Origin of the sequence: Candidatus Protofrankia datiscae (genome assembly GCF_000177615.2) — a bacterium.
GTDB lineage: Bacteria > Actinomycetota > Actinomycetes > Frankiales > Frankiaceae > Protofrankia > Protofrankia coriariae.
Window position 1 is genome coordinate 918,486 of record NC_015656.1, and the last position, 20,450, is coordinate 938,935.

Consider the following 20,450-nt stretch of genomic DNA (forward strand, 5'->3'; position numbering starts at 1 on the left):
GAAGGCCCTCGCAGGAAGGCCCTCGCAGAAAGACTGAGGTGGGGGTCAGCCGAGGGCGATGTTGACGATCCGGCCGGGGACCACGATCAGCCGCTTCACCGTCCGGTCCGTGGTGTGCCGCGCGTACTCCTCGTGGCCGGTCACCAGATCGCGGACGGTCTGTTCGTCGGCGTCCGCGGGGACGTCGACGGTGAACCGCACCTTGCCGTTGACCTGCACCGGCAGCGTCACCGTGGACTCGGCCGCCAGCGAGGCGTCCCCCTGTGGGAAGGGACGCAGGGCGAGCGAGCCGTCGTGGCCCAGCCGGGACCACAGCTCCTCGGCGATGTGCGGGGCCAGCGGCGCGACCATGAGGACCAGCGCCTCGGCGAGTTCGCGGGGCAGCCCGCCCGAGCCGCCGTAGCGCTTGCTGACGAAGTTGGTCAGCTCGATCAGGCGGGCCACCGCGGTGTTGAAGCGCAGGCCCGCGTAGTCCGCGCGGACGGCGAGGATCGTGCGGTGCAGCACCCGGGTGGCCTCGGCGTCCGGTTCGGCGTCGGAGACGGCCGCCGCGCCTGTCGCCTCGTCGACGATGTTGCGCCACAGCCGTTGCAGGAAGCGGTGGGAGCCGACGATGTCGTCGGTGTGCCAGGGTCGGTCCGCGTCCAGCGGGCCCATGGCCATCTCGTAGACCCGCAGGGTGTCCGCGCCGAAGTTGTCGTACATCTCGTCCGGGCTGACGCTGTTCTTCAGGCTCTTGCCCATCTTCCCGGAGCGCCGGTTCACCGGTTCGCCGTCGTGGGTGAACCCGCCGTCGCCGGTGCGGACGACCTCGGCGGCGGGCACGTACATGCCGCGGGCGTCGGTGAACGCGTCCGCCTGGATGTAGCCCTGGTTGAACAGCCGCTTGAACGGCTCCTTCGTCGAGACCAGCCCCAGGTCGTAGAGGACCTTGTGCCAGAACCGCGCGTACAGCAGGTGCAGGACGGCGTGCTCGACACCGCCGACGTAGAGGCCCACGCCGCCGTCGCCGGGCGGGCCGCCGGGGGTGTGCATCCAGTAGCGCTCGACCTCGGCGTCGACGAAACGTTCATTGTTCGTTGGGTCGAGGTAACGCAGGTAGTACCAGCAGGAGCCGGCCCACTGCGGCATGGTGTTGGTCTCGCGCCGGTACGTCTTCGGCCCGTCGCCCAGGTCGAGGGTGACGGTGGCCCAGTCGGTGACCCGTGCCAGCGGGGGGACCGGGTCGCTGACGTCGTCGTCGGTCACGGCCGTTGGCCGGAAGTCGGTCATCTCCGGCAGGGTGACCGGCAGCATGTCGTCCGGGAGCGCGACCGGCAGGCCGTCGGAGTCGAACACGATCGGGAACGGCTCACCCCAGTAGCGCTGCCGGGAGAACAGCCAGTCCCGCAGCCGGTAGGAGCGGGCGGCGCGGCCCGCGCCGACGTCCTCCAGCCAGCGGACCGTCGTCTTGATCGCGTCCGGTTTCGACAACCCGGCCAGGGACGGCGCCGCGCCCGACGTCGGCAGGTACTCTCCCTCTCCGGCGAAGGCGACTGGCCAGGTGTCCGGGGTCGCGCCCGCGGGCACCTGGTGCTCGGCGCGCCAGTCCTCGCTCGGCGCGAGCACGGCCGGGACGGGCAGGCCGAACTGCCGGGCGAAGGAGAAGTCGCGCTGGTCGTGCGCGGGAACAGCCATGATCGCGCCCGTCCCGTACCCCATCAGGACGTAGTCGGCGAGGAAGACCGGGATGGTGCCGCCGGTGACCGGGTTGGTGACGTACGCGCCGGTGAACACGCCGGTGCGCGGGACCTCGTCGGTGCCGCGCTGACGGTCGCCCAGGCGGGCGTACTCCCGATAGGCGGCCACGGCCGCCTGGGGCGTCCAGACCGCCTGGTCCGTCGCCGGGGCGCCGCCGTCGGCTCCTGGGGCGCTGCTGTCGTCCCCCGGGCCGGGGCCAGGAGCATCCTGCGGCTCGGCGCCCGGGGTGGGGGGCGGGCTGGCGAACGTCCATTCGACAGGGGTGTCCGGCGGCCAGGCCCGCGCGGTCAGCGTGTCGACGAGGGGGTGTTCCGGGGCGAGCACCATGAAGGTGGCGCCGGCCAGGGTGTCGGGGCGGGTGGTGAACACCTCGACACGTGCGTCGGACTCGACCGCGGGGAACTCGACCATGGCGCCGTCGCTGGGCCCGATCCAGTTCCGCTGCATCTGCTTGATGGAGTCCGGCCAGTCGACCAGGTCCAGGTCGGCGATCAGACGTTCGGCGTAGGCGGTGATCCGCAGCACCCACTGGCGCAGCGGGCGGCGGAAGACCGGGTAGTTGCCGATGTCGCTGCGCCCGTCGGCGGTGACCTCCTCGTTCGCGAGCACCGTGCCGAGTCCGGGGCACCAGTTGACCAGCTGCTCGGAGATGAAGGCCAGCCGGTAGCTGTCCACGACCTGTCGGCGCTCGGTCGAGCTGAGCTGTGACCAGGGCCTGTTGCGTGGGTTGGCGTCGCCGCGGGGCGCCCGGGTGCCGGCGGTGAACTCGGCGATCAGCTCGTCGATCGGGCGGGCGCGGTCGGCCTGGTCGTCGTACCAGCTGTTGAAGATCTTGAGAAAGATCCACTGTGTCCACCGGTAGTACGCCACGTCCGTGGTGGCGATCTCCCGGCGGGTGTCGTGGCCCAGCCCCAGCCGGCCGAGCTGGCGCCGCATGTTGTCGATGTTGGCTTCGGTGGTGACCCGCGGGTGCTGCCCGGTGTTGATGGCGTACTGCTCGGCCGGCAGGCCGAAGGCGTCGTAACCGAACGGGTGCAGGACGTTGTAGCCGGTCATCCGCAGGTAGCGGGCGAACACGTCGGTGCCGATGTACCCGAGCGGATGCCCCACGTGCAGGCCGCTGCCGGACGGGTAGGGGAACATGTCCATGACGAAGAACGGCGGCCGTCCGGCGACCTCGTCGAAACCGTCCGACAGCGGGCCCCGCGGGTTGGGGGAGTGGAACGTCCCCCGCCGCGACCACGCCTGCTGCCAGCGGCGCTCGATCTCGCCGGCGAGCCGGGCGTCGTAACGGAACGGCAGGTCCACGGCTCCGGTCGCGCCGCCCGTGGCCGGCTGAGCGTCCACCGGCCGGGTGTCATCGTCACGCCCGGTGACGGTGTGGCCGGCGGCAGCGTCCCTGGTGTCCCGCGCGCCGGTGTCCCGCACGGCGTTGCCGTTGGTGCCGCTGTGCTCGACACGGCTGTGCTCGGTACTGCTGGTCATCTCTCATCATCCTCAGGTCAACCCGACCCGATCCGTCCCGCGGACCCTGCGGGAATCCGCGGATCACGACAGCGGAACCAGCTGTGCTGGCTCATGGCAGGCACACGCGGATGGTGTCGATCGTTGGTTCGAGCCTATCCGGAGCCTGTGAACCGGGGCTGGCAGGCCGGGCCGGAAGGCCCGGAAGGTATGGCGCCCGACAGCGGGTACGAGAGCCGAAGGTACCGGACGCAGGCCAGGCCGATGCCGGCCGCGATCAGGTGGCCGGCGGCGGTGAAGTCGGGGGTGTGGACCGCGGCGAGGACGAGCGGCGCCAGCAGGCCGCCGACCAGCGGCCACCGCCGGTGCGCCCGCGCCGTGGCGGCGAGCACCGCGGCGCAGGCGATCAGGCCATAGCTGGCGCCGACGTCGACGGCGTCGGTGACATGCCCGCCGACAAGCCCGGCACGCTGGCCCAGCAGCAGCCCGCCGGCGACGAGCAGGCTCGCTCCGACATGCCCGGAGGCGAACACGCCGAGTGCCGGTCGGGGGCCGGCCACCCGTTCCAGCGGCGCGAGCAGCGCCGCCACCGCGGCGGCCGTCTGCGGGAACGTGCCTCTTTCGAGCCAGAACGCGCTGGCCACCAGCACGTACAGTGGGCGGCTGCGCAGCCCCGCGAGGTTGGTGGACCGGCTGCGCAGCAGGCGCTGGTAGGCGTCCTGGTCGAGCCGGTGGACGACCGCGAGCATGGCCGAGGTGACGCTCAGGACGCAGAGGTAGGCCATGGCCAGGGGCGCGGCCCGCCAGGCCCGGGCCAGCGGGTCGTCCCGGCTTGCGGACGCCGTCCGCCGTACCCGCGGCCAGGTCCGCGGCAGCGGGCCGGGGCCTGGGCCTGGACCGGGCCGTAACCGCGCCCGGGACAGTGCGATCTGTAAGTAGGACGCGGTTTGTGGGTGAGAAGACGCGGAATGTAAGTAGGGCGGCGCGGAGGTTGCCCTGCAGGTCACCATCCGGTCGACTGGCACCATAAAAGGTTCCAAGCGCCCACGGCCCGCTGAGCTTCCCGGCGGCGGGATGCTGGGTACATGCCGAACCGTCTAGCCGAGCAGACCTCGCCGTACCTCCTCCAGCACGCCGACAACCCGGTCGACTGGTGGCCCTGGGGGCCGTCGGCCTTCGCCGAGGCCACGGCCAGGGACGTACCTGTCCTGCTGTCCGTGGGCTACGCGTCCTGCCACTGGTGTCACGTGATGGCGCACGAGTCGTTCGAGGATCCGGACACCGCGGCGATCATGAACGAGTACTTCGTCAACGTCAAGGTCGACCGGGAGGAGCGGCCCGACGTCGACGCCGTCTACATGGACGTCACGGTCGCCCTCACCGGCCATGGCGGCTGGCCGATGACGGTGTTCCTCACCCCGGCCGGGGAGCCGTTCTTCGCCGGTACCTACTTCCCGCCGGCGCCGCGGCCGGGGATGAGCTCGTTCCGGCAGCTTCTTGCCGCGGTCACGCACGCGTGGCGGACGCGGCGTGACGAGGTGGCGGCCTCCGGCGCGGACATCACGCGCCGGATCGCCGCGGCGGCGCTGGGGTCGGCCGGCCCGCCAGCCGGGCTCACCGGCGACCTGCTCGACACCGCCGTGGCGAAGGTCGCACGGTCCTTCGACCCGGAGCACGGCGGTTTCGGGTCGGCGCCGAAGTTCCCGCCGTCCGCGCTGCTGGAGATGCTGCTGCGGCACCACGCCCGCACGGGGGACGCCGCCAGCCTGCGGATGGTCACCACCACCTGTGAGCGGATGGCCCGCGGCGGGATCTACGACCAGCTCGCGGGCGGGTTCGCCCGTTACAGCGTGGACGCCACCTGGACGGTTCCGCACTTCGAGAAGATGCTCTACGACAACGCCCAGCTACTACGGGTGTACCTGCACCTGTGGCGGGCGACCGGGTCACCGCTGGCCGAGCGGGTCGCCCGGGAGACGGCCGCCTTCCTGCTGCGCGACCTGGGGACCACGGAAGGCGGGTTCGCCTCGGCGCTGGACGCGGACACGGTCGTCCCCGCCGGGCCCGGATCCGGCGGGGACGAATCACCCGGGCACAACGCCGGCGGGCACAACGCCGGCGGGCACAACGCCGGCGGGCACGGTGCGGAGGGCGCCACCTACGTGTGGACGCCGGCCGAGCTCGTCGACGTCCTCGGTCCGGCGGATGGCGCCTGGGCCGCGGACGTCTTCGGCGTGACCGCCGCAGGCACGTTCGAGCACGGCAGCTCCGTCCTGCGGCTGCCGGCGGACCCGGACGACCCTGGCAGGTTCGCGTCGGTGCGCGAGCGGCTTGCGCGGGCCCGGGCGGCCCGCCCGCAGCCCGCCCGGGACGACAAGATCGTCGCTGCCTGGAACGGGCTCGCGATCGCGGCGCTCGCCGAGGCCGGCGCGCTGCTGGCCGAACCGGCCTGGGTGACCGCCGCCACCAGCGCCGCGACGCTGCTGCGCGACGTCCATCTGGTGGACGGCCGGCTGCGGCGCACCAGCCGGCACGGCCGTGTCGGGACGAACGCCGGGGTGCTGGAGGACTACGGCGACGTGGCCGAGGGCCTCCTCGCCCTGTACCAGGTCACCGGGGACGAACAGTGGCTGGCGCTGGCCGGTGACCTGCTGGCCGTCGTCCGGGCGCGCTTCGCCGCGGACGACGGTGGTTTCCACGACACCGCCGACGACGCCGAGCGGCTGCTGCGCCGGCCGCGGGACCCTTCGGACTCGCCGACGCCGTCCGGCCAGGCCGCGGTTGCCGGCGCCCTGCTGACCTACGCGGCGCTGACCGCCTCCGACGAGCATCGCCGGGCCGCCGAGCACGTGCTGGAGGTGCTCGCCCCACTGCTTGCCGCGAACGCGTCCTTTGCCGGATGGGCGGGGGCGGTCGGCACGGCGCTACTGGCCGGCCCCGCCGAGATCGCCGTCGTCGGCCGTCCGGATCTCGAGCGGACGGCCCGGCTGACCACCTCACCGGGCGCGGTCGTGGTCACTTCCGGGCCGCTGGCGCGGGGACGGGGCACGGCGGGGGTCTACGTGTGCCGGGGTTTCGTCTGCGAACGTCCGGTGAGCACGGTGGAGGCGGTGCGTGACCAGCTGGGAGTCCGGCTCGTCCTGCCAGCGACCAGCTGAGCGTCTCGCGGGTGAGCCGGGCTTCCTGCCGCCGGACGCGGCTCTCGAGATGTTCGTGAGCGATACCTATTGCCATGTATCTTTTGTAAGTATGTAATCAATCGAGGTGCGAGATGCCTGGAAGCCCGCACCAGATGCGGACCGCGAGGAGGCAGACATGGCGGGTGCGCGTGGACGTGGCTTCGGCCGCTGGGGTGAGCGTGAGCCGGTGCCGCCCGCGGACGACGCTCCGGCGTGGTTCGCGGGCAGGCTGCCCGACACCTGGTTCACCGGTGCCGCGACGGTGACCGTCGACCGGGACGAGATCGTGGTGGTGGGGACGATCCCCGCCGCGGAGCTGGAGACCGATGATCCCGCCGCGGTCGCCGCCGCCGAGTCGGGCCGTATCCGCCGGTTCCGTGAGCAGACCAGGGACGCCCGGATCGCGATTGCCCAGGAGGCCGAGCGGCGCTACGGGCGCAAGGTGGCGTGGGGCGCGACCGCGGGCGGAACGACCGAGTTGTTCACCACCCTGTCCGTTCCGGTGATGACCAGGCTCCGGCAGCCGGAACGCCAGGTACTCGACACGCTGGTCGACGCCGGGGTCGCGCGCAGCCGAAGCGACGCGCTGGCCTGGTGTGTCCGGCTTGTCGGTGACAACGCGCAGCCGTGGCTGGCCCGCCTGCGGGAGGCGCTGGAGAAAGTCGAACAGGTCCGGGCGGAGGGGCCGGAACTGTGAACCCGAATTCCGCCCCGGCCGGCGGGCCCGCGAGATAGCGAGTTTTCGGTCAGACCGTTCTGGTCCTATCTTGCGTAGATTGCCAGAATGACGGCGATATAGTGACATGTCGCCGCGACGATGGTAAACGCGTGAAAGACCTCGTGGTAGCCGAACGTCCGCGGAGCCGGGTTTGGGCGTCGAGACGCGTAGACAAATGCCCCGAGGCTGTACAGAACGCCACCGGCGAGGATCAGAACCAACGCCGCGACGCCGGCGGTGTGTAGCAGCTCGGGTATGACGAAGACCGCGACCCAGCCGAGGGCGATGTACAGCGGCACCATCAGGAAGCGCGGTGAGTGCAGCCAGAGCATCCGCAGTCCGATACCGACCGCGGCGCCTCCCCAGACCACCATGAGTATCGTCCGGGCGGTCCGCGGTGGAAGCGTGAGCAGGGCCAGCGGTGTGTAAGTTCCGGCGATGAAAACGAAGATCATGGAATGATCGAGTCGTTTCATCAGTGATCGCGCGCGTGATGTTGACCACATCCTCCGGTGATACAGCGCGCTCGTGCCGAACAGCATGGCGATGCTTAGCGCATAAACGCCCACCGCCATCCGTGCACGGAACGTCGTGGCCAGCGTAATGGCGATGACGCCGAGTGCCAGGCTGATCGGGAAGGCGCCCGCATGCAACCATCCGCGCATCCTTGGTCGCACCAAGTCGCTTGGGTGGTGACGGAAGTCGCGGCCGGGTGCGGTCGTGGTCACGCGGTCACCGTATCTTGCCCCTGTCATGGTTGCCAGTGGGCATCGTTGATCGGCTTCTCGTGGGCTTCGTGACGGAAGATTTGCCCGATTGCCGTGGCTCGACCGCGCGACTGTTGGAAGCTCCCAAGGTAGAGTCAAAAGATCCTGTACACGGCCTCGAATCGCCTATGGCTGTGGCTGATCCACTATGTGCTGGACGGTGATGGCGCGGGCGCGGTGTTGCGGGGTGACGGCGCGTGCGTTCTGTGGCCCCGGGCACGAGTGGACCTTCCACGGCGTGGGTATAGGTGCTATGGCGGGGCCGTGGTGGGCTCGACTCAAGCGGAGGTGGGAGCTGTGACGACCGCGGCGCAGATTTCGGGGCTTGACGCCGCCCCGACCAGGCATGCCGGGCTGATTGCCTGGGTGCGTGAGATCGCCGAACTCACCCGGCCGGACCGGATTTGGTGGTGTGACGGTTCTGACGCGGAGTATGCGGAACTATCCCGCCTGCTTGTCGACAAAGGAACGTTCATCCCGCTGGACCCCGAGAAGCGGCCCGGCAGTTTCTACGCCGCTTCCGATCCCACCGACGTCGCCCGGGTCGAGGACCGTACCTTCATCTGCTCGCGGAATCCCGAGGATGCCGGGCCGACCAACAACTGGACCGATCCGGATGAGATGAAGGTGAAACTGCGGGGCCTGTTCGAGGGCAGCATGCGGGGGCGGACGCTGTATGTCGTGCCGTTCTGCATGGGCCCGCTGGGCTCCCGTATTTCGGCGCTCGGAGTCCAGCTCACCGACTCGGCATATGTCGCCGTGTCAATGCGGACGATGACCCGCATGGGCGCGCCCGCCCTGGAGCAGCTGGGTGACGACGGTTTCTTCGTCCCGGCCGTGCATTCACTGGGCGCTCCGCTCGAGCCCGGCCAGGAGGACGTGCCGTGGCCGTGTAACTCGACCAAGTACATCACGCACTTCCCGGAGACCCGGGAGATCTGGTCCTACGGCTCGGGTTACGGCGGCAACGCCCTGCTCGGCAAGAAGTGCTATGCCCTGCGTATCGCCTCGGTGATGGCCCGGGACGAGGGCTGGCTGGCCGAGCACATGCTCATCCTCAAGCTCACCTCGCCCACCGGAAGGGTTCACTTCATCGCGGCGGCGTTTCCGTCGGCCTGCGGCAAGACCAACCTGGCGATGCTCATTCCCACCCTGCCGGGCTGGAAAGCCGAGACCATCGGTGACGACATCGCCTGGATGCGGTTCGGGGAGGACGGCCGGCTTTACGCGGTGAACCCGGAGGCCGGTTTCTTCGGGGTGGCGCCCGGCACGGGTGTGGAGACCAACCCCAACGCGATCGCGACCCTGTGGGGCAACACGGTCTTCACTAATGTCGCCCGCACCGACGACGGCGATGTGTGGTGGGAGGGGCTGACGAAGGAGAAGCCAGCCCACCTGCTGGACTGGAAGGGCCGGGACTGGACACCGGATTCCCCCGAGCCGGCCGCGCACCCCAACGCCCGTTTCACCGTGCCGGCGGGCCAGTGCCCGACGATCGCACCGGAGTGGGAGGATCCGAAGGGCGTCCCGATCTCGGCGATCCTCTTCGGCGGGCGCCGGGCGACCGCGGTCCCGCTGGTGACCGAGGCGCCGACCTGGCAGCGCGGGGTGTTCTACGGGTCGATCGTCGCCTCGGAGACGACCGCGGCGCAGGCCGGCGCGATCGGCAAGCTGCGGCGTGACCCGTTCGCGATGCTGCCCTTCTGCGGCTACAACATGGCCGACTACTTCGCGCACTGGCTGTCGATCGGCCGCAAGGTCGACTCGGCGAAGCTCCCGCGGATCTACTATGTCAACTGGTTCCGCAAGAGCGCGCAGGGCCGTTTCCTGTGGCCGGGCTTCGGGGAGAACAGCCGGGTGCTGGCCTGGATCGTCGGCCGCCTCGAGGGCGAGGCCGACGGGGTGGAGACCCCGTTGGGTGTCCTGCCCACCCCGGAGGCGCTGCCCACCGAGGGGCTCGACGTCCCGGCCGAGGATCTCGCTGAGCTGCTCACCCTCGACACCGAGCTGTGGAAGGAGGAGGCGGAGTTGATCCCCGAGCACTACCGGACCTTCGGCGACGCGCTTCCGGCCGAGCTGTGGGCCGAGCAGGAGGCCCTGGTCGACCGTCTGAAGGGCTGACGAGGGGGCTGATCACGGTCCGTCCCACGGTTGTGACCGCGGGGGTGTGACCGCGGAGATCGGGCCGGTGTCCGGCATGCGCCACGGACGCCGGCCCGATCGCTGCCGCCGCGGCCTGTCCGGCGTTCTGGCGTCCATCCCGGGTCGGTGCGCTGGCTGCCCGCGTCCGCCGCTGTTTGTCTGCGCCAGCCGTCTGTTTGTCGTCGTCTGTTTGCTGCCGTCTGTTTGTCGAGGGCGCGCTACCCGTAGCGGGCGCGCCCGTTGCCGCCGATCCGCTTCGCTGATCTGTCCGGCCGTTCTGCCCGGTTGATCTGTCCGGAGGTCCTGTCGGCGTTCTGCCCGGGTCCTCTGGAAATGTCGCCGGCCAGTGCCGCGGCCGTCGGTTCTCCGGCCGGGACGTGCCCCGTTCTCCGATCGGTATGTGCCAGCCAGGTAAACGCTGGGAAACGTCAGGATACGAACGCGAGGACACATAGTTGTCTTCTACGGCACGGTCCAGAAAAAATGATCATGTTTGTGGCTGGGGTACAAGCGATTTCCCGTTGACCATCACCATACGGTCGGTGACCGTTGCTGAGCGTGTTGTGCGAAGATGGTCGCGCTTTCGTGGCGGGGGAGCTAACGTGTGGCCCTGGGTACGCCGGGTGGGCGTCGCACGACGATGATCCACCAGGCGGGACCAAGATGGCTCAAGTCGTGGTCCGGCACTGGGCCGGGCCACTCGGGAGGCCCCTCGGTGCCGCATTCGCGACAACGCCAGGAGGCCGGTGCCCGGCCTCCTGCGAGGGGCCCGGTCCCGGACTTCCTCCGAATAAGCGGGTGGGCGTGTGCCACGAACGCATGTCGTCGACACAAGCGTGCTCCTGTCTGATCCTGGCGCGCTGCTGCGGTTCGCGGAGCACAATGTGGTGCTTCCTCTGGTAGTCGTAGGAGAACTGGAAGGAAAGCGGAACCACCCCGAACTGGGCTGGTTCGCCCGCGAGGCCCTTCGACTCCTTGACGACCTACGAATCCGCCACGGTCGGCTGGATCAGCCACTGCCGTTGGACGACGGTGGAACGCTACGGGTCGAACTCAATCACACCGACCCGTCGGTACTCCCACCGGGGTTCCGGGTGGATGACAATGACTCGCGCATTCTTGCCGTCGCGCTCAATCTTGCCGGGGAGGGCAACGACGTCGTCCTGGTCACCAAGGACCTGCCGCTGCGGGTGAAGGCATCCGCGGTCGGGCTCGCCGCCGAGGAGTACCGGGCGCAGACGCCGGTGGACTCCGGCTGGAGCGGCATGGCGGAGCTCGCCGTTGCCCAGGACGACCTGGACCGGCTCTACGCCCGCGAGACCGTCGAGATCCCGGACGCCGCCGGACTGCCGTGCCACACGGGGCTGGTGCTCACCGCGGCCGGCGGCAGCGCCTCCGCGCTGGGCCGGGTGACCGCGGACAAGAAGGTGCGGCTGGTCCGTGGCGACCGGGAGGCGTTCGGCCTGCACGGGCGGTCCGCGGAACAGCGGGTCGCGCTCGACCTGCTGCTCGACCCCGACGTCGGGATCATCTCCCTGGGCGGGCGAGCCGGTACCGGCAAGTCGGCGCTGGCGTTGTGTGCCGGCCTCGAAGCGGTGATGGAACGCCGGCTGCACCGGCGGGTCGTGGTGTTCCGGCCGCTGTACGCCGTCGGCGGCCAGGATCTCGGCTACCTCCCCGGCAGCGAGAACGAGAAGATGGCGCCCTGGGCACAGGCCGTCTTCGACACCCTCGGTGCCCTGGTCTCCCAGGAGGTCATCGAGGAGATCGCCGACCGCGGCATGCTCGAGGTACTGCCGCTGACACACATCCGCGGCCGGTCGCTGCACGACGCGTTCGTCATCGTGGACGAGGCACAGTCGCTGGAACGCGGCGTGCTGCTGACCGTGCTGTCGCGCCTGGGGCAGGGGTCACGGGTCGTGTTGACGCATGACGTCGCGCAGCGTGACAACCTGCGGGTGGGCCGGCACGACGGGGTCGCGTCCGTGATCGAAACCCTGAAGGGCCATCCGCTGTTCGCGCACGTCACGCTCACCCGCTCCGAGCGGTCGCCGATCGCCGCGCTGGTCACCACCATGCTGGAGGATCTCGTTCTGTAGGACCCGTGGTCCCCGCGGGAGGTGCTCTACCGGTCCCGCGGAACGTCCACCGGCTCGGCCCGGGCCAGGTTCGCCCGGCCGGGCCGGGTTCGGGATGGACGAGTACGCGACCAGGGAACGTACCGGGCACGGACGGGGTTGACGTTTCAGGCCCTGTCGCCGAGGGGCCGCGGTGGTGCATCATGCTTCTTCCGTGTCACCGCGGACCGGACAAGTCCCGGAGGTTCCAGCAGATGTTCTTCACTCGCCACAAGTCCACCCTGCCCACGGCCGAGCAGGCGCTGCCCGGTCGCCTGGTGCCCGCCTTCGCCGTGCCCGAGCGGCACGCCGTCCTCGGTACGCCGTTGCGGGGGCCCTTCCCGGCGGGGCTGGAGAGTGCCGTGTTCGGGCTCGGCTGCTTCTGGGGCGCGGAGCGGAAGTTCTGGCAGACCCCCGGGGTGTACTCGACCGCGGTCGGGTATGCGGGCGGCATCACGCCGAACCCGACGTACGAGGAGACCTGCTCGGGCCTGACCGGGCACACCGAGGTCGTCCAGGTGGTGTTCGACCCGGCAGTGGTGAGCTACGAGAACCTGCTGAAGGTCTTCTGGGAGGCGCACGACCCGACCCAGGGCATGCGTCAGGGCAACGATGCCGGCACCCAGTACCGCTCGGCGATCTACACCTTCTCGGATGAGCAGCTTGCCGCGGCACACCGCAGCCGGGACGCCTTCCAGGCCGTCCTCGACACCGCCGGCTTCGGTCCGATCACCACGGAGATCGCCCCCGCCGGGCCGTTCTACTTCGCGGAGGACTACCACCAGCAGTACCTGCACAAGGTCCCCAACGGCTACTGCGGCCTCGGCGGCACCGGCCTGTCCTGCCCGGTCGGCGTAGCCCGGACCGACGCCGGCTGACCGGCCGCAAATCTGACTCGGTCGGTCGGGCTACCCACCAGCGGCCGACGAGACGCCCCGCGGCACCCGGCGGATGTCCGCCCTGCTCGCTGACGTGGGCATGTGGGTGACGCCGACGCCCTCTCCGGCGAAAGTCCGTGCCGCTGGGAGCGGTAGGCAACGATCTGGAGTCGGATTCAGCGGCTGATCTGCGCCGCGGCGGCGCTCATCCGCTTCAGGAGACGGCTGGTGGCGGGCACCTGGGTGAACCCGTACTTGATGTAGAAGGAGACTGCCTGTTCGTCGATCGCGTCGACCACGATGAACCGCGCGGCGACTGTCCTGGTTGCCTCGACGATCCGGTCGACGGCGTCGGCAAGCAGGAGGCCACCGAGCCCTTGACCCTGAAGCGTCTTGTCCAGCGCCAGCTTCGCCAACAGGACTGCCGGGATCTGCACGGGGTTTCCACGGCGTGACGACCTCGGCAGGTCGTCACGCGTCAGGAGATGGGCCGCGATCGTGTAGTAGGCGACCGCCCGCCCATCGGCGGACGAGGCAAAGGTCCGCCCAGTTCTGCGCGACTCGGTGGTGAGAGCATGACGACGAAGCCACTCGTCGAGCTCGGACCGGCCGCTGTCGAAGCGATCCGCTCCGTGGCCTACATCCAGTGCCTCGCTGACGAACCTGCTCGCGGTCGCCGTCGCTCGATGACGGAGCCAAGCCGTGCGGCGGCGCGGGTCAGGGCGTCGTTGGGCTCCGCGGGGGCGTCCAGGGAAGCAAGTAGTTCGTCGAAGGAGCCCGCCGGGACCCTCGTGATGAGTTCGTACTCCCGGAGCACCTCCGCGGCGCGCTCCTCTGCGGCGGCGGCACCGCCCGGCGAGTTGGGGGAACGGGTCCGGGGGCGGTCGGTTCGTGGGATGATCGTGGTGGCATTGTTCGCGAGGTGCCCCAGGTTGCCTGGGCTCTCGGGCGTATGACCGTGTCACCGAGGTACATGGACGGGACGGCTTCGTCATCTCGCCCATTCCTTCACTTACGGTGATGGCCGCGTGCTCCGGCCGTCGGAAAACCGGGGGCGGTGACCGGTCGGGTGTGCTCGGGGTGGCCAGGCGGCCGGGGAGAATCGGGAAGCCGGTGTGAGTCCGGCACGGGCCCGCCGCGGTGATCGGGGAGCCGCCGCCCACGCGCACGGGCCACGTCCGACGGATCGGGTGCTGACGGACTGGATGGTGGTCGTCCAGGTGCCGTCCGCGCGATCGAGGTCCGCTGGACGCGGCCCGGGAGCAGCCACTGGACCACGCGGTCCGGGAAGGCGGGCGGTCAGGTGTTGATCCGAGAGTCCGAAGACCGGCCTCGCATCCGTGCCATCCGTCGACGGGCGGGTGGCGGACAGCGGGAGCCTGCCATGCCAGTGGACCTGTACGGCGTGATCCATCAGCGGCGTGACGTCCGCGCCCAGTTCACCGGGGCACCGATCCCGGACGGCGTCCTCGAGCGGGTGCTTGCCGCGGCACATGCCGCTCCCAGCGTCGGGCTGAGTCAGCCGTGGGACTTCATCGTGATCGAAAACCAGCGCACCCGGCGCGCTTTCTACGAGCATGTCAGACGGGAACGCGCGGTCTTTGCCGCGACTCTGACGGGTGAGCGGGCCGCCCGGTTCGCCCAGATCAAGATCGATGGTGTCCTGGAGTCCACGCTTTCCCTCGTGGTGACCTATGACGAGAAGCGCGGCGGGCATGCCGTCCTGGGCCGGCATGCCATTGCGGACGCGGGGGTGTACTCGGTATGTTTGGCGATCCAGAATCTGTGGCTGGCGGCCACCGCTGAGGGCCTCGGGTGCGGCTGGGTGTCATTCTTCCGTGAACAGGCCGTCCAGGACATGCTGGGTATTCCCGACGGTATCCGGCCGGTCGCGTGGCTGTGCCTCGGCCCGGTCACGCATCACGAGCAGGCCCCCGACCTGGAAAGACATGGCTGGGCCCGCCGCCGGCCGCTGGAGCGCGCACTCCATCGTGAGACGTGGCAGTCCGCTATTGATCATCTGTAGTGGGCGGGAAAAAGCCGTCCGTGTACACATGGGGGATACACATGGGGCGGGATGCGTCTGGTTGGAGGCAGGGCGCGGCCGACCGCGAACGAGGCCACGGTTCGGCCCCGCGTCGCCGTGTCGACAGCCACATCCGCGCCCACCCTCATGTTCTTGATGAGTCCGCGTTCTTGGTGAAAGGTAAGAGGCTGTGGTGGACGTCCGTCGGATATGGGAGCAGCAGGCCATCGTTTCCGGGGCCGCTACGGTGGTACGAACCAGGTGGCCTGGCCAGGTCGACCGGTCTGACCGGCGCGAACGGACCGGGCGGCGGGCGTTGTGAGCGGCCGGCGTCGGGTGTACGTGGTGACCCAGCTCTCCCCGGCCGCGCCGTCAGCGGTGTTCGAGCTCCTGGCGGACGGCGCGGGCTGGTCGCGGTGGGCGGCTCCGCTCATATCGCGATCGTGGTGGGAACGGGAGGGCACGCCCCCGCCGGGCGGTGTGGGAGCGGTGCGTCGGGTTGGCCGGCCACCCCTGATCTCCCGTGAAGAGATCGTTGAGTATCTTCCGGCCCGTCGGCACGCCTACCGGATTCGCTCGGCTCTGCTGCCGATACGCGACTATCTGGCGACGGTGGATCTGGCGCCGGTGGACGGCGGTACCGAGATCGTCTGGCAGGGCAGCTTCGTCCCGCTCGTGCCGGGGACGGGAGCGCTTCTCGCCGGTGTCCTGAAGTTCTTCATCGCCAGGCTGGCTCGCCGCCTCGCCAGGGCCGCGGCCGCGGGCCCGCAACCGGGTCCGGCAGCCACGCCGCCGGCCACGGCCTGAGCCGTCCAGCGGCCTGGCGGAAGCCTGGCGGAAGCCTGGCGGAAGGAAGGCCTCCGCGGGCCCGCGGTCTGTCCGGGCCCGGCGCCGGCAGGCATGTCCGGCGCCGGGCGGCCAGCCGGCGTCCAGCCGATGGGCGTCAGTGGGTGCTCGTCGGTGACGGCAAGAATGATCATTTGTGGGGGTGGCGTGCTCCCGGCGTGCCGGCCGGGGTGGTTCAGCCGGCCGGGATGCCCCCCGGGGGTGCCGGGTGGCGTGCCGGTGTCGATGCTGCCAGACCGGGTACGGCCGTCTGAACGGGCCGTTGACGCGGCCAGCCCCGTGCACCGGTTCGTCCTCGAGAATGATCTGGAGGAGATCATGTCCGTGAGACTGAGCCGCCGTTCCTACGAACATGCCAGAAAACTGATCGAAAACGGTGCCGTGGTACTCGACGAACGAGATGACTGGAGCGCGCACCAGCCCTCGACGCGGCAGGAGAACGAGTTCATTTCCGAACATGGCTTCAACGAGTATCAGAAATGGTATCTGGGAATCTCCGAGGACGACGACGAGGACGACAGGAAGCGGTACAGGTTCCCGTACGGTGACTTCAAAAGAGTGCACCTTTGTGGCGTTCTCGCGGCCGAGTCACGGGCCGGCCAGTACAAGTACTTCGACATTGAATGGGCGGTGGCCCATCTGCACGGGATGCTGGACGCACTGATAAGCACGAAATAGCATCCGGGTACGGAACACGGTTCGGGTGCGAAGTGAGGTCCGGGCCGCCCGGGGTAATGCTTGCGGGTGCCCGATGGCCGTCCGGCGATCGCGACGGTACGGGCGGTGGCGGGTCACCGGCCGTACCGGGAGTCGGCGTTGCACAACCATCGGGCTGGCCGGAATCGGACTGGTGGGCCGGTGAGCCTGAAAAGCCGGATCTGGTCCGTTTCCGCTGGCCTGTTCACTGCTGCCGGCAGGGGTCCGCCGCTTTTTCCGCTGCTTCTTTGCCTACTGCTTCCGGAAGGTCAGTATCGTGCCGTTGGCTGTTCCGATCCCGGCCGTTCCGATGGTCCCGCTCAGACCGTGGCCCTCGAAGGCGATCGGTAACTAGTAAACTGTCGCTGCTTAGTTCTGGTGTGTCTTGTGTCTGGGTGAGAGGGTTGGGTCTGGCAGGTCTCCCCGTCCCTCTGCCGGTCAGGACTGTGTCGTGGGTTCGCAGAAGAAGTGGCCGGTCACCTTGACCGAGGCTGATCGTGACGAGTTGGTTCGGGTGACCTCGACGGGGGTTCATCCGGCGTCGATGATCCGGCGGGCGCGGGTCCTGCTCGCGTTGGACACCTCGGTCGGCCCGGTTGCCTCCCAAGAAGAACTCGTGGTCCGGGTCGGGGTCTCGGGTGAGACGCTGCGGCTGGTCGCGAAGCGGTTCACCGAGACCGGTGGGGATGTGGGGGCCACGATCGGTCGGAAGGCACGGGAGCTTCCCCCGGTGCCTTCCCCGGTGACCGGCGAGGTTGAGGCCAGACTGATCGCGCTGGCATGCTCGCAGCCACCGGCTGGTTATGCACGCTGGTCGCTGCGGCTGTTGGAAAAGCACGTCGCGCTGGTCGCCGACATCCCGGACCTGGACCATTCCACCATCGGCCGGGTCTTAAAAAAACGAGGTTGCGTCCTCATCTGAGGAAGTGCTGGACCATCCCACCGAGGGCGAACGCGCAGTTCGCCGCGCGGATGGAAGACGTTCTGGCGGTCTACGCCCGGCCCCACAACCCGGGCGTGCCCGTGGTGTGCATGGACGAGAAGCCCTACCAGCTGTTGGCCCACGCCCGCGACCCGATCCCCGCCACGCCAGGGCGTGACCGGCGCGAGGACTCCGAGTACGTGCGCCACGGAACCTGCTCGATCTTCTGCTGGGTCGAGCCACTCGCCGGCTGGCGCCGCGTCCAGGCCACCCCACGGCGCACCAGGATCGACTGGGCACACCACGTCAGGCGCCTGCTCACCCTCGACTACCCCGACGCCGAACGGGTCGTGCTGGTCATGGACAACCTCAACACCCACGACATCTCCTCGCTCTACGAGGCCTTCGACCCGGCCGTCGCGTTCGCACTCGCGCAACGACTCGAGATCCACCACACCCCCAAACACGGCTCCTGGCTCAACATCGCCGAAATCGAACTCGCCGCCCTGACCCGCCAATGCCTCGACCGCCGCATCGACACCCTCGACGTCCTGAACACCGAACTCGACGCCTGGCAGACAGCCGTCAACGCCAACCAGCGCCAAGTCAACTGGCACTTCACCACCGATGACGCCCGCACCAAACTCCGCCACCTATACCCCACACATTAGCGGCGACAGTCTACTAGTCAGGTAGTTTTTGATCTTGAGTTAGCTGATCGCGGGCATCCAGGGACGGCCCTCGGCAAGTTGGACGAGAGCGTCGAACAGGCTGATGCCGTGTTTGGTGGCGGTGGACAGGTAGCTGCGGATCGCGCAGAACTGGCGGGCGCCGGTGAGCGTGCGTAGGCAGCCGGATACCTTCTGCCGTAGTTTGATCATGCGGATGTCGCGTTCGGAGCCGTTGTTGTCCGCGGGAACCCGCCAGTCGCGGGTGAACCGAAGGTAGTCGGCTTCGCGGTCGACGAGCCGGCAGGCCAGGGCATGGCGGGCGGCCATGAGTTTCGTGCCGCGCGGCGAGGTCTGGCTGATCCCGATGTGAGCGGCGTGGCGCAGCTGCCGGGTCTGGGTGGCCGGTGCCTGCTCGTCGATGGTGACGCCGGTAGTGGCGGCGTCGACGGCGAGGCGGTGCAGGGCGACGAGCGCGTCGCCTGCCTGGGCGGCCCAGCACCAGGTTCCCGTCGGGGCCGCGTCGACGACGGCCTGTAGTTCGCGCAGCACGTGAGCGACGCACAGCTGGTGGGTGGCGCCGGTGTAGCTGTCGTAGGGGGCCCAGGCGTCGTGGACCACCACCCCACCGAAGGCGGGAAGCACCCCGAGGGCGTCGATCCCGCCGCTGCCGCGGGTGGCATGGCAGTCGATCAGCGTGTACTTGTCGGTGCGGGCGCAGTGCACCCAGTGCAGTTTCCCGGCGACCCGCAGCCCCGTCTCATCGGCCCCGATCACGTCGGCGGCGGCCAGCAGACCCCGGACGGTGTCACGGAAGCCGTCGAGTCCGGCGGCGGCACGGGCGGTCATCGCACCGACCGTGCCCGCCGAGATCGGGATCCCAACCAGCTCGGCCAGCGCGGTCGCGGTCCGCTCCTGCGACAGGAACTGACCGGAATACAGGTAGACCACCGCCGCGGCCACCCGCGGCCCGTACTGCACCGGCGCGTCCACCCCGGCCGGTGCCGCCGCCTTCGTCCGCGTCCCGCAGCCGCACTCCCGCTCGATGAGCTGATGTTCGACCACATGCGGACGTAGTTCGGGCAGGTCGAACACCTGCCGCCGTTCGGTCCGGGTCACAGGCCGGCCCGCAAGCCCCGCCCCGCACCCCGCACACGGCCCCGGCTCATGCCGCAGGCGCACATCAGGCTCAGCGAGCATCCGCAGCGTCGATCCCGGATGCCCGCCCTGCCCACCGGGCCTGCGGCCGGTCTTCTTCCGCAGCGACTTCGGTGGCGGTTTCGCCAGCCCGTCCGAACTCGGTGGCTTCGCCGAGTTCCGCGAGTTCTTCGCGACCTGAGCTTCCAGCTCGGCGATCCGCACCCGCGCCTGTTCCAACGCCGCAGCGGTCTCGACCAGCTGCGCCCGCAGACTCACCACCAGCGCCGCGAGCTCGTCATACGACGGCACCGGCGGCGACGCGGGCGGACCATCCGACACACCCGGACCCTACGGCCCGATCAACCACACAGCACCAACGACCCGGGCCTTCAGGCCATCGAGGAGTCCCAGCCAGCCGGGAAACCAAAAACAAACGATCTACCAGACCTGACCAGTTACGGCGATCGAAGCCGCCAGGCCGGCTATCTGATTGTCACTGGTAATCGTGTAGCCGGCGGCCGGCAGCGCCTGGCGGTAGAAGGTCGCCACCGCGTTGTCGGAGACACCGCTCAGGGTGAGCACGGACTCGTTGTTCCTGGACGTACCGGCCTCCACCTCGGCGCCCGGCGGGATCGGGAAGTCCTCGGGGACGTTCGCGGCCTTCAGCGCGTCCCTGCCCGTGGCCACCTGCCCGCCGCCCGGCAGTGACGCCGACATGGACGGCAGAGCCGTCGGCAGACCCGTGGGCAGCGATGTCGGCAGTCCGCTCGGCAGAGTCACCGATCCGGTCGGCCCGGTTGTCCCGCTCGTGCCCGTCGCTTCGCCACAGGCTCCGAGCAGCAGTACCGCCAGGCCGCCGCCCACGGCTGCCACTGCCATCCGATGCCGCAACCGATGCCGCGTGGTGCCGGCGTAGCCACCGGAACCTCCGGAAGCACCCAATCTGATCTCCCCCTTCACACACCCCGAGTGTGACGCGTGTCCTGTTCGGCCGGCCTCGCCCGTCGGTGTCCGTCCCGCCCGCACGGAGACGATCCCAACGGTTGGTACCGGTCGATGTGGGTTGGTGCCGGTCGTCACACGATAGGCATCACATGCCGACGCGCCGCCGCGGCTGTCGGCAGCCTGTCAGCGCGGCCGCGGGAAC

The 20,450-nt window shown here is 69.6% G+C and carries 17 protein-coding genes and 1 riboswitch; of the genes, 10 read left to right on the plus strand and 7 right to left on the minus strand.

Going from position 1 to position 20,450, the window contains the following annotated elements:
* Positions 1 to 45: 45 nt before the first annotated feature.
* Together FSYMDG_RS03830 and FSYMDG_RS03835 are read right to left on the minus strand one after the other, a co-directional pair.
* A complete protein-coding gene (locus tag FSYMDG_RS03830; protein WP_013872275.1) occupies positions 46 to 3,225 on the minus strand; it encodes a leucine--tRNA ligase in 3,180 nt (1,059 codons plus the stop codon).
* A 134-nt stretch (positions 3,226 to 3,359) separates the two neighbouring features.
* On the minus strand, positions 3,360 to 4,214 hold the full coding sequence (locus tag FSYMDG_RS03835; RefSeq protein ID WP_131788865.1) for a rhomboid-like protein: 855 nt from the start codon (positions 4,212 to 4,214) through the stop codon (positions 3,360 to 3,362).
* Positions 4,215 to 4,289: 75 nt separating this feature from the next.
* On the opposite strand from FSYMDG_RS03835, the gene FSYMDG_RS03840 reads away from it, so the two are divergent.
* A complete protein-coding gene (locus tag FSYMDG_RS03840) occupies positions 4,290 to 6,362 on the plus strand; it encodes a thioredoxin domain-containing protein (RefSeq protein WP_013872277.1) in 2,073 nt (690 codons plus the stop codon).
* A gap of 157 nt (positions 6,363 to 6,519) precedes the next feature.
* Complete coding sequence (locus FSYMDG_RS03845) at positions 6,520 to 7,080, plus strand: hypothetical protein (protein WP_013872278.1); 561 nt, start codon at positions 6,520 to 6,522, stop codon at positions 7,078 to 7,080.
* 65 nt (positions 7,081 to 7,145) lie between these two features.
* Here FSYMDG_RS03845 and trhA read toward each other — a convergent pair whose 3' ends face one another.
* Positions 7,146 to 7,829: a PAQR family membrane homeostasis protein TrhA gene (gene trhA / locus FSYMDG_RS03850; RefSeq protein ID WP_083828133.1), complete on the minus strand. Its 684-nt coding sequence runs from the start codon at positions 7,827 to 7,829 to the stop codon at positions 7,146 to 7,148.
* Between the two features lie 336 nt (positions 7,830 to 8,165).
* On the opposite strand from trhA, the gene FSYMDG_RS03855 reads away from it, so the two are divergent.
* From FSYMDG_RS03855 to msrA, 3 genes are all read left to right on the plus strand, one after another.
* Positions 8,166 to 9,989 carry a phosphoenolpyruvate carboxykinase (GTP) gene (locus FSYMDG_RS03855; RefSeq protein ID WP_013872280.1) on the plus strand — a complete coding sequence of 608 codons (1,824 nt, stop codon included), beginning with the start codon at positions 8,166 to 8,168 and terminating at the stop codon, positions 9,987 to 9,989.
* A gap of 827 nt (positions 9,990 to 10,816) precedes the next feature.
* Positions 10,817 to 12,109 (plus strand): PhoH family protein, encoded by a 1,293-nt coding sequence (locus tag FSYMDG_RS03860; protein WP_013872281.1) that lies wholly within the window; start codon positions 10,817 to 10,819, stop codon positions 12,107 to 12,109.
* A gap of 233 nt (positions 12,110 to 12,342) precedes the next feature.
* Positions 12,343 to 13,005 carry a peptide-methionine (S)-S-oxide reductase MsrA gene (gene msrA, locus FSYMDG_RS03865; protein WP_013872282.1) on the plus strand — a complete coding sequence of 221 codons (663 nt, stop codon included), beginning with the start codon at positions 12,343 to 12,345 and terminating at the stop codon, positions 13,003 to 13,005.
* Between the two features lie 176 nt (positions 13,006 to 13,181).
* On the opposite strand, the gene FSYMDG_RS22660 is transcribed toward msrA, so the two are convergent.
* Positions 13,182 to 13,442 carry a GNAT family N-acetyltransferase gene (locus FSYMDG_RS22660; RefSeq protein WP_050803325.1) on the minus strand — a complete coding sequence of 87 codons (261 nt, stop codon included), beginning with the start codon at positions 13,440 to 13,442 and terminating at the stop codon, positions 13,182 to 13,184.
* A gap of 200 nt (positions 13,443 to 13,642) precedes the next feature.
* Positions 13,643 to 13,936 (minus strand): DUF1778 domain-containing protein, encoded by a 294-nt coding sequence (locus tag FSYMDG_RS29955; RefSeq protein ID WP_083828134.1) that lies wholly within the window; start codon positions 13,934 to 13,936, stop codon positions 13,643 to 13,645.
* Positions 13,937 to 14,066: 130 nt separating this feature from the next.
* Positions 14,067 to 14,354: riboswitch (cobalamin riboswitch) on the plus strand.
* A gap of 35 nt (positions 14,355 to 14,389) precedes the next feature.
* On the opposite strand from FSYMDG_RS29955, the gene bluB reads away from it, so the two are divergent.
* From bluB to FSYMDG_RS27915, 5 genes are all read left to right on the plus strand, one after another.
* On the plus strand, positions 14,390 to 15,031 hold the full coding sequence (gene bluB, locus FSYMDG_RS03875) for a 5,6-dimethylbenzimidazole synthase (protein WP_013872284.1): 642 nt from the start codon (positions 14,390 to 14,392) through the stop codon (positions 15,029 to 15,031).
* A gap of 318 nt (positions 15,032 to 15,349) precedes the next feature.
* Positions 15,350 to 15,838, plus strand: a complete 489-nt coding sequence (locus FSYMDG_RS03880; protein WP_013872285.1) for an SRPBCC family protein — start codon at positions 15,350 to 15,352, stop codon at positions 15,836 to 15,838.
* 357 nt (positions 15,839 to 16,195) lie between these two features.
* The gene (locus tag FSYMDG_RS03885) at positions 16,196 to 16,555 is read left to right on the plus strand and encodes a hypothetical protein (protein ID WP_013872286.1); all 360 of its coding nucleotides are present in this window, start codon (positions 16,196 to 16,198) and stop codon (positions 16,553 to 16,555) included.
* Positions 16,556 to 17,024: 469 nt separating this feature from the next.
* Positions 17,025 to 17,495: a helix-turn-helix domain-containing protein gene (locus FSYMDG_RS27910; protein ID WP_043602714.1), complete on the plus strand. Its 471-nt coding sequence runs from the start codon at positions 17,025 to 17,027 to the stop codon at positions 17,493 to 17,495.
* The gene (locus FSYMDG_RS27915) at positions 17,480 to 18,166 is read left to right on the plus strand and encodes an IS630 family transposase (protein ID WP_237702726.1); all 687 of its coding nucleotides are present in this window, start codon (positions 17,480 to 17,482) and stop codon (positions 18,164 to 18,166) included. Before FSYMDG_RS27910 ends, FSYMDG_RS27915 begins: the two co-directional genes overlap by 16 nt.
* 39 nt (positions 18,167 to 18,205) lie before the next feature.
* On the opposite strand, the gene tnpC is transcribed toward FSYMDG_RS27915, so the two are convergent.
* Positions 18,206 to 19,642 (minus strand): IS66 family transposase, encoded by a 1,437-nt coding sequence (gene tnpC, locus FSYMDG_RS03900; protein WP_013871651.1) that lies wholly within the window; start codon positions 19,640 to 19,642, stop codon positions 18,206 to 18,208.
* 99 nt (positions 19,643 to 19,741) lie between these two features.
* On the minus strand, positions 19,742 to 20,182 hold the full coding sequence (locus tag FSYMDG_RS03905; protein ID WP_131772132.1) for a hypothetical protein: 441 nt from the start codon (positions 20,180 to 20,182) through the stop codon (positions 19,742 to 19,744).
* Positions 20,183 to 20,450 lie beyond the last annotated feature (268 nt).

Coding starts and splice junctions, on each gene's coding strand:
- FSYMDG_RS03905 (WP_131772132.1), bottom strand. CDS start 20,182: ATGGCAGTGGCAGCCGTGGGCGGCGGCCTGGCGGTACTGCTGCTCGGA.
- FSYMDG_RS03840 (WP_013872277.1), top strand. CDS start 4,290: ATGCCGAACCGTCTAGCCGAGCAGACCTCGCCGTACCTCCTCCAGCAC.
- FSYMDG_RS03830 (WP_013872275.1), bottom strand. CDS start 3,225: ATGACCAGCAGTACCGAGCACAGCCGTGTCGAGCACAGCGGCACCAAC.
- bluB (WP_013872284.1), top strand. CDS start 14,390: ATGCCAGTGGACCTGTACGGCGTGATCCATCAGCGGCGTGACGTCCGC.
- msrA (WP_013872282.1), top strand. CDS start 12,343: ATGTTCTTCACTCGCCACAAGTCCACCCTGCCCACGGCCGAGCAGGCG.
- FSYMDG_RS03845 (WP_013872278.1), top strand. CDS start 6,520: ATGGCGGGTGCGCGTGGACGTGGCTTCGGCCGCTGGGGTGAGCGTGAG.
- FSYMDG_RS03885 (WP_013872286.1), top strand. CDS start 16,196: ATGTCCGTGAGACTGAGCCGCCGTTCCTACGAACATGCCAGAAAACTG.
- FSYMDG_RS03835 (WP_131788865.1), bottom strand. CDS start 4,214: ATGGTGACCTGCAGGGCAACCTCCGCGCCGCCCTACTTACATTCCGCG.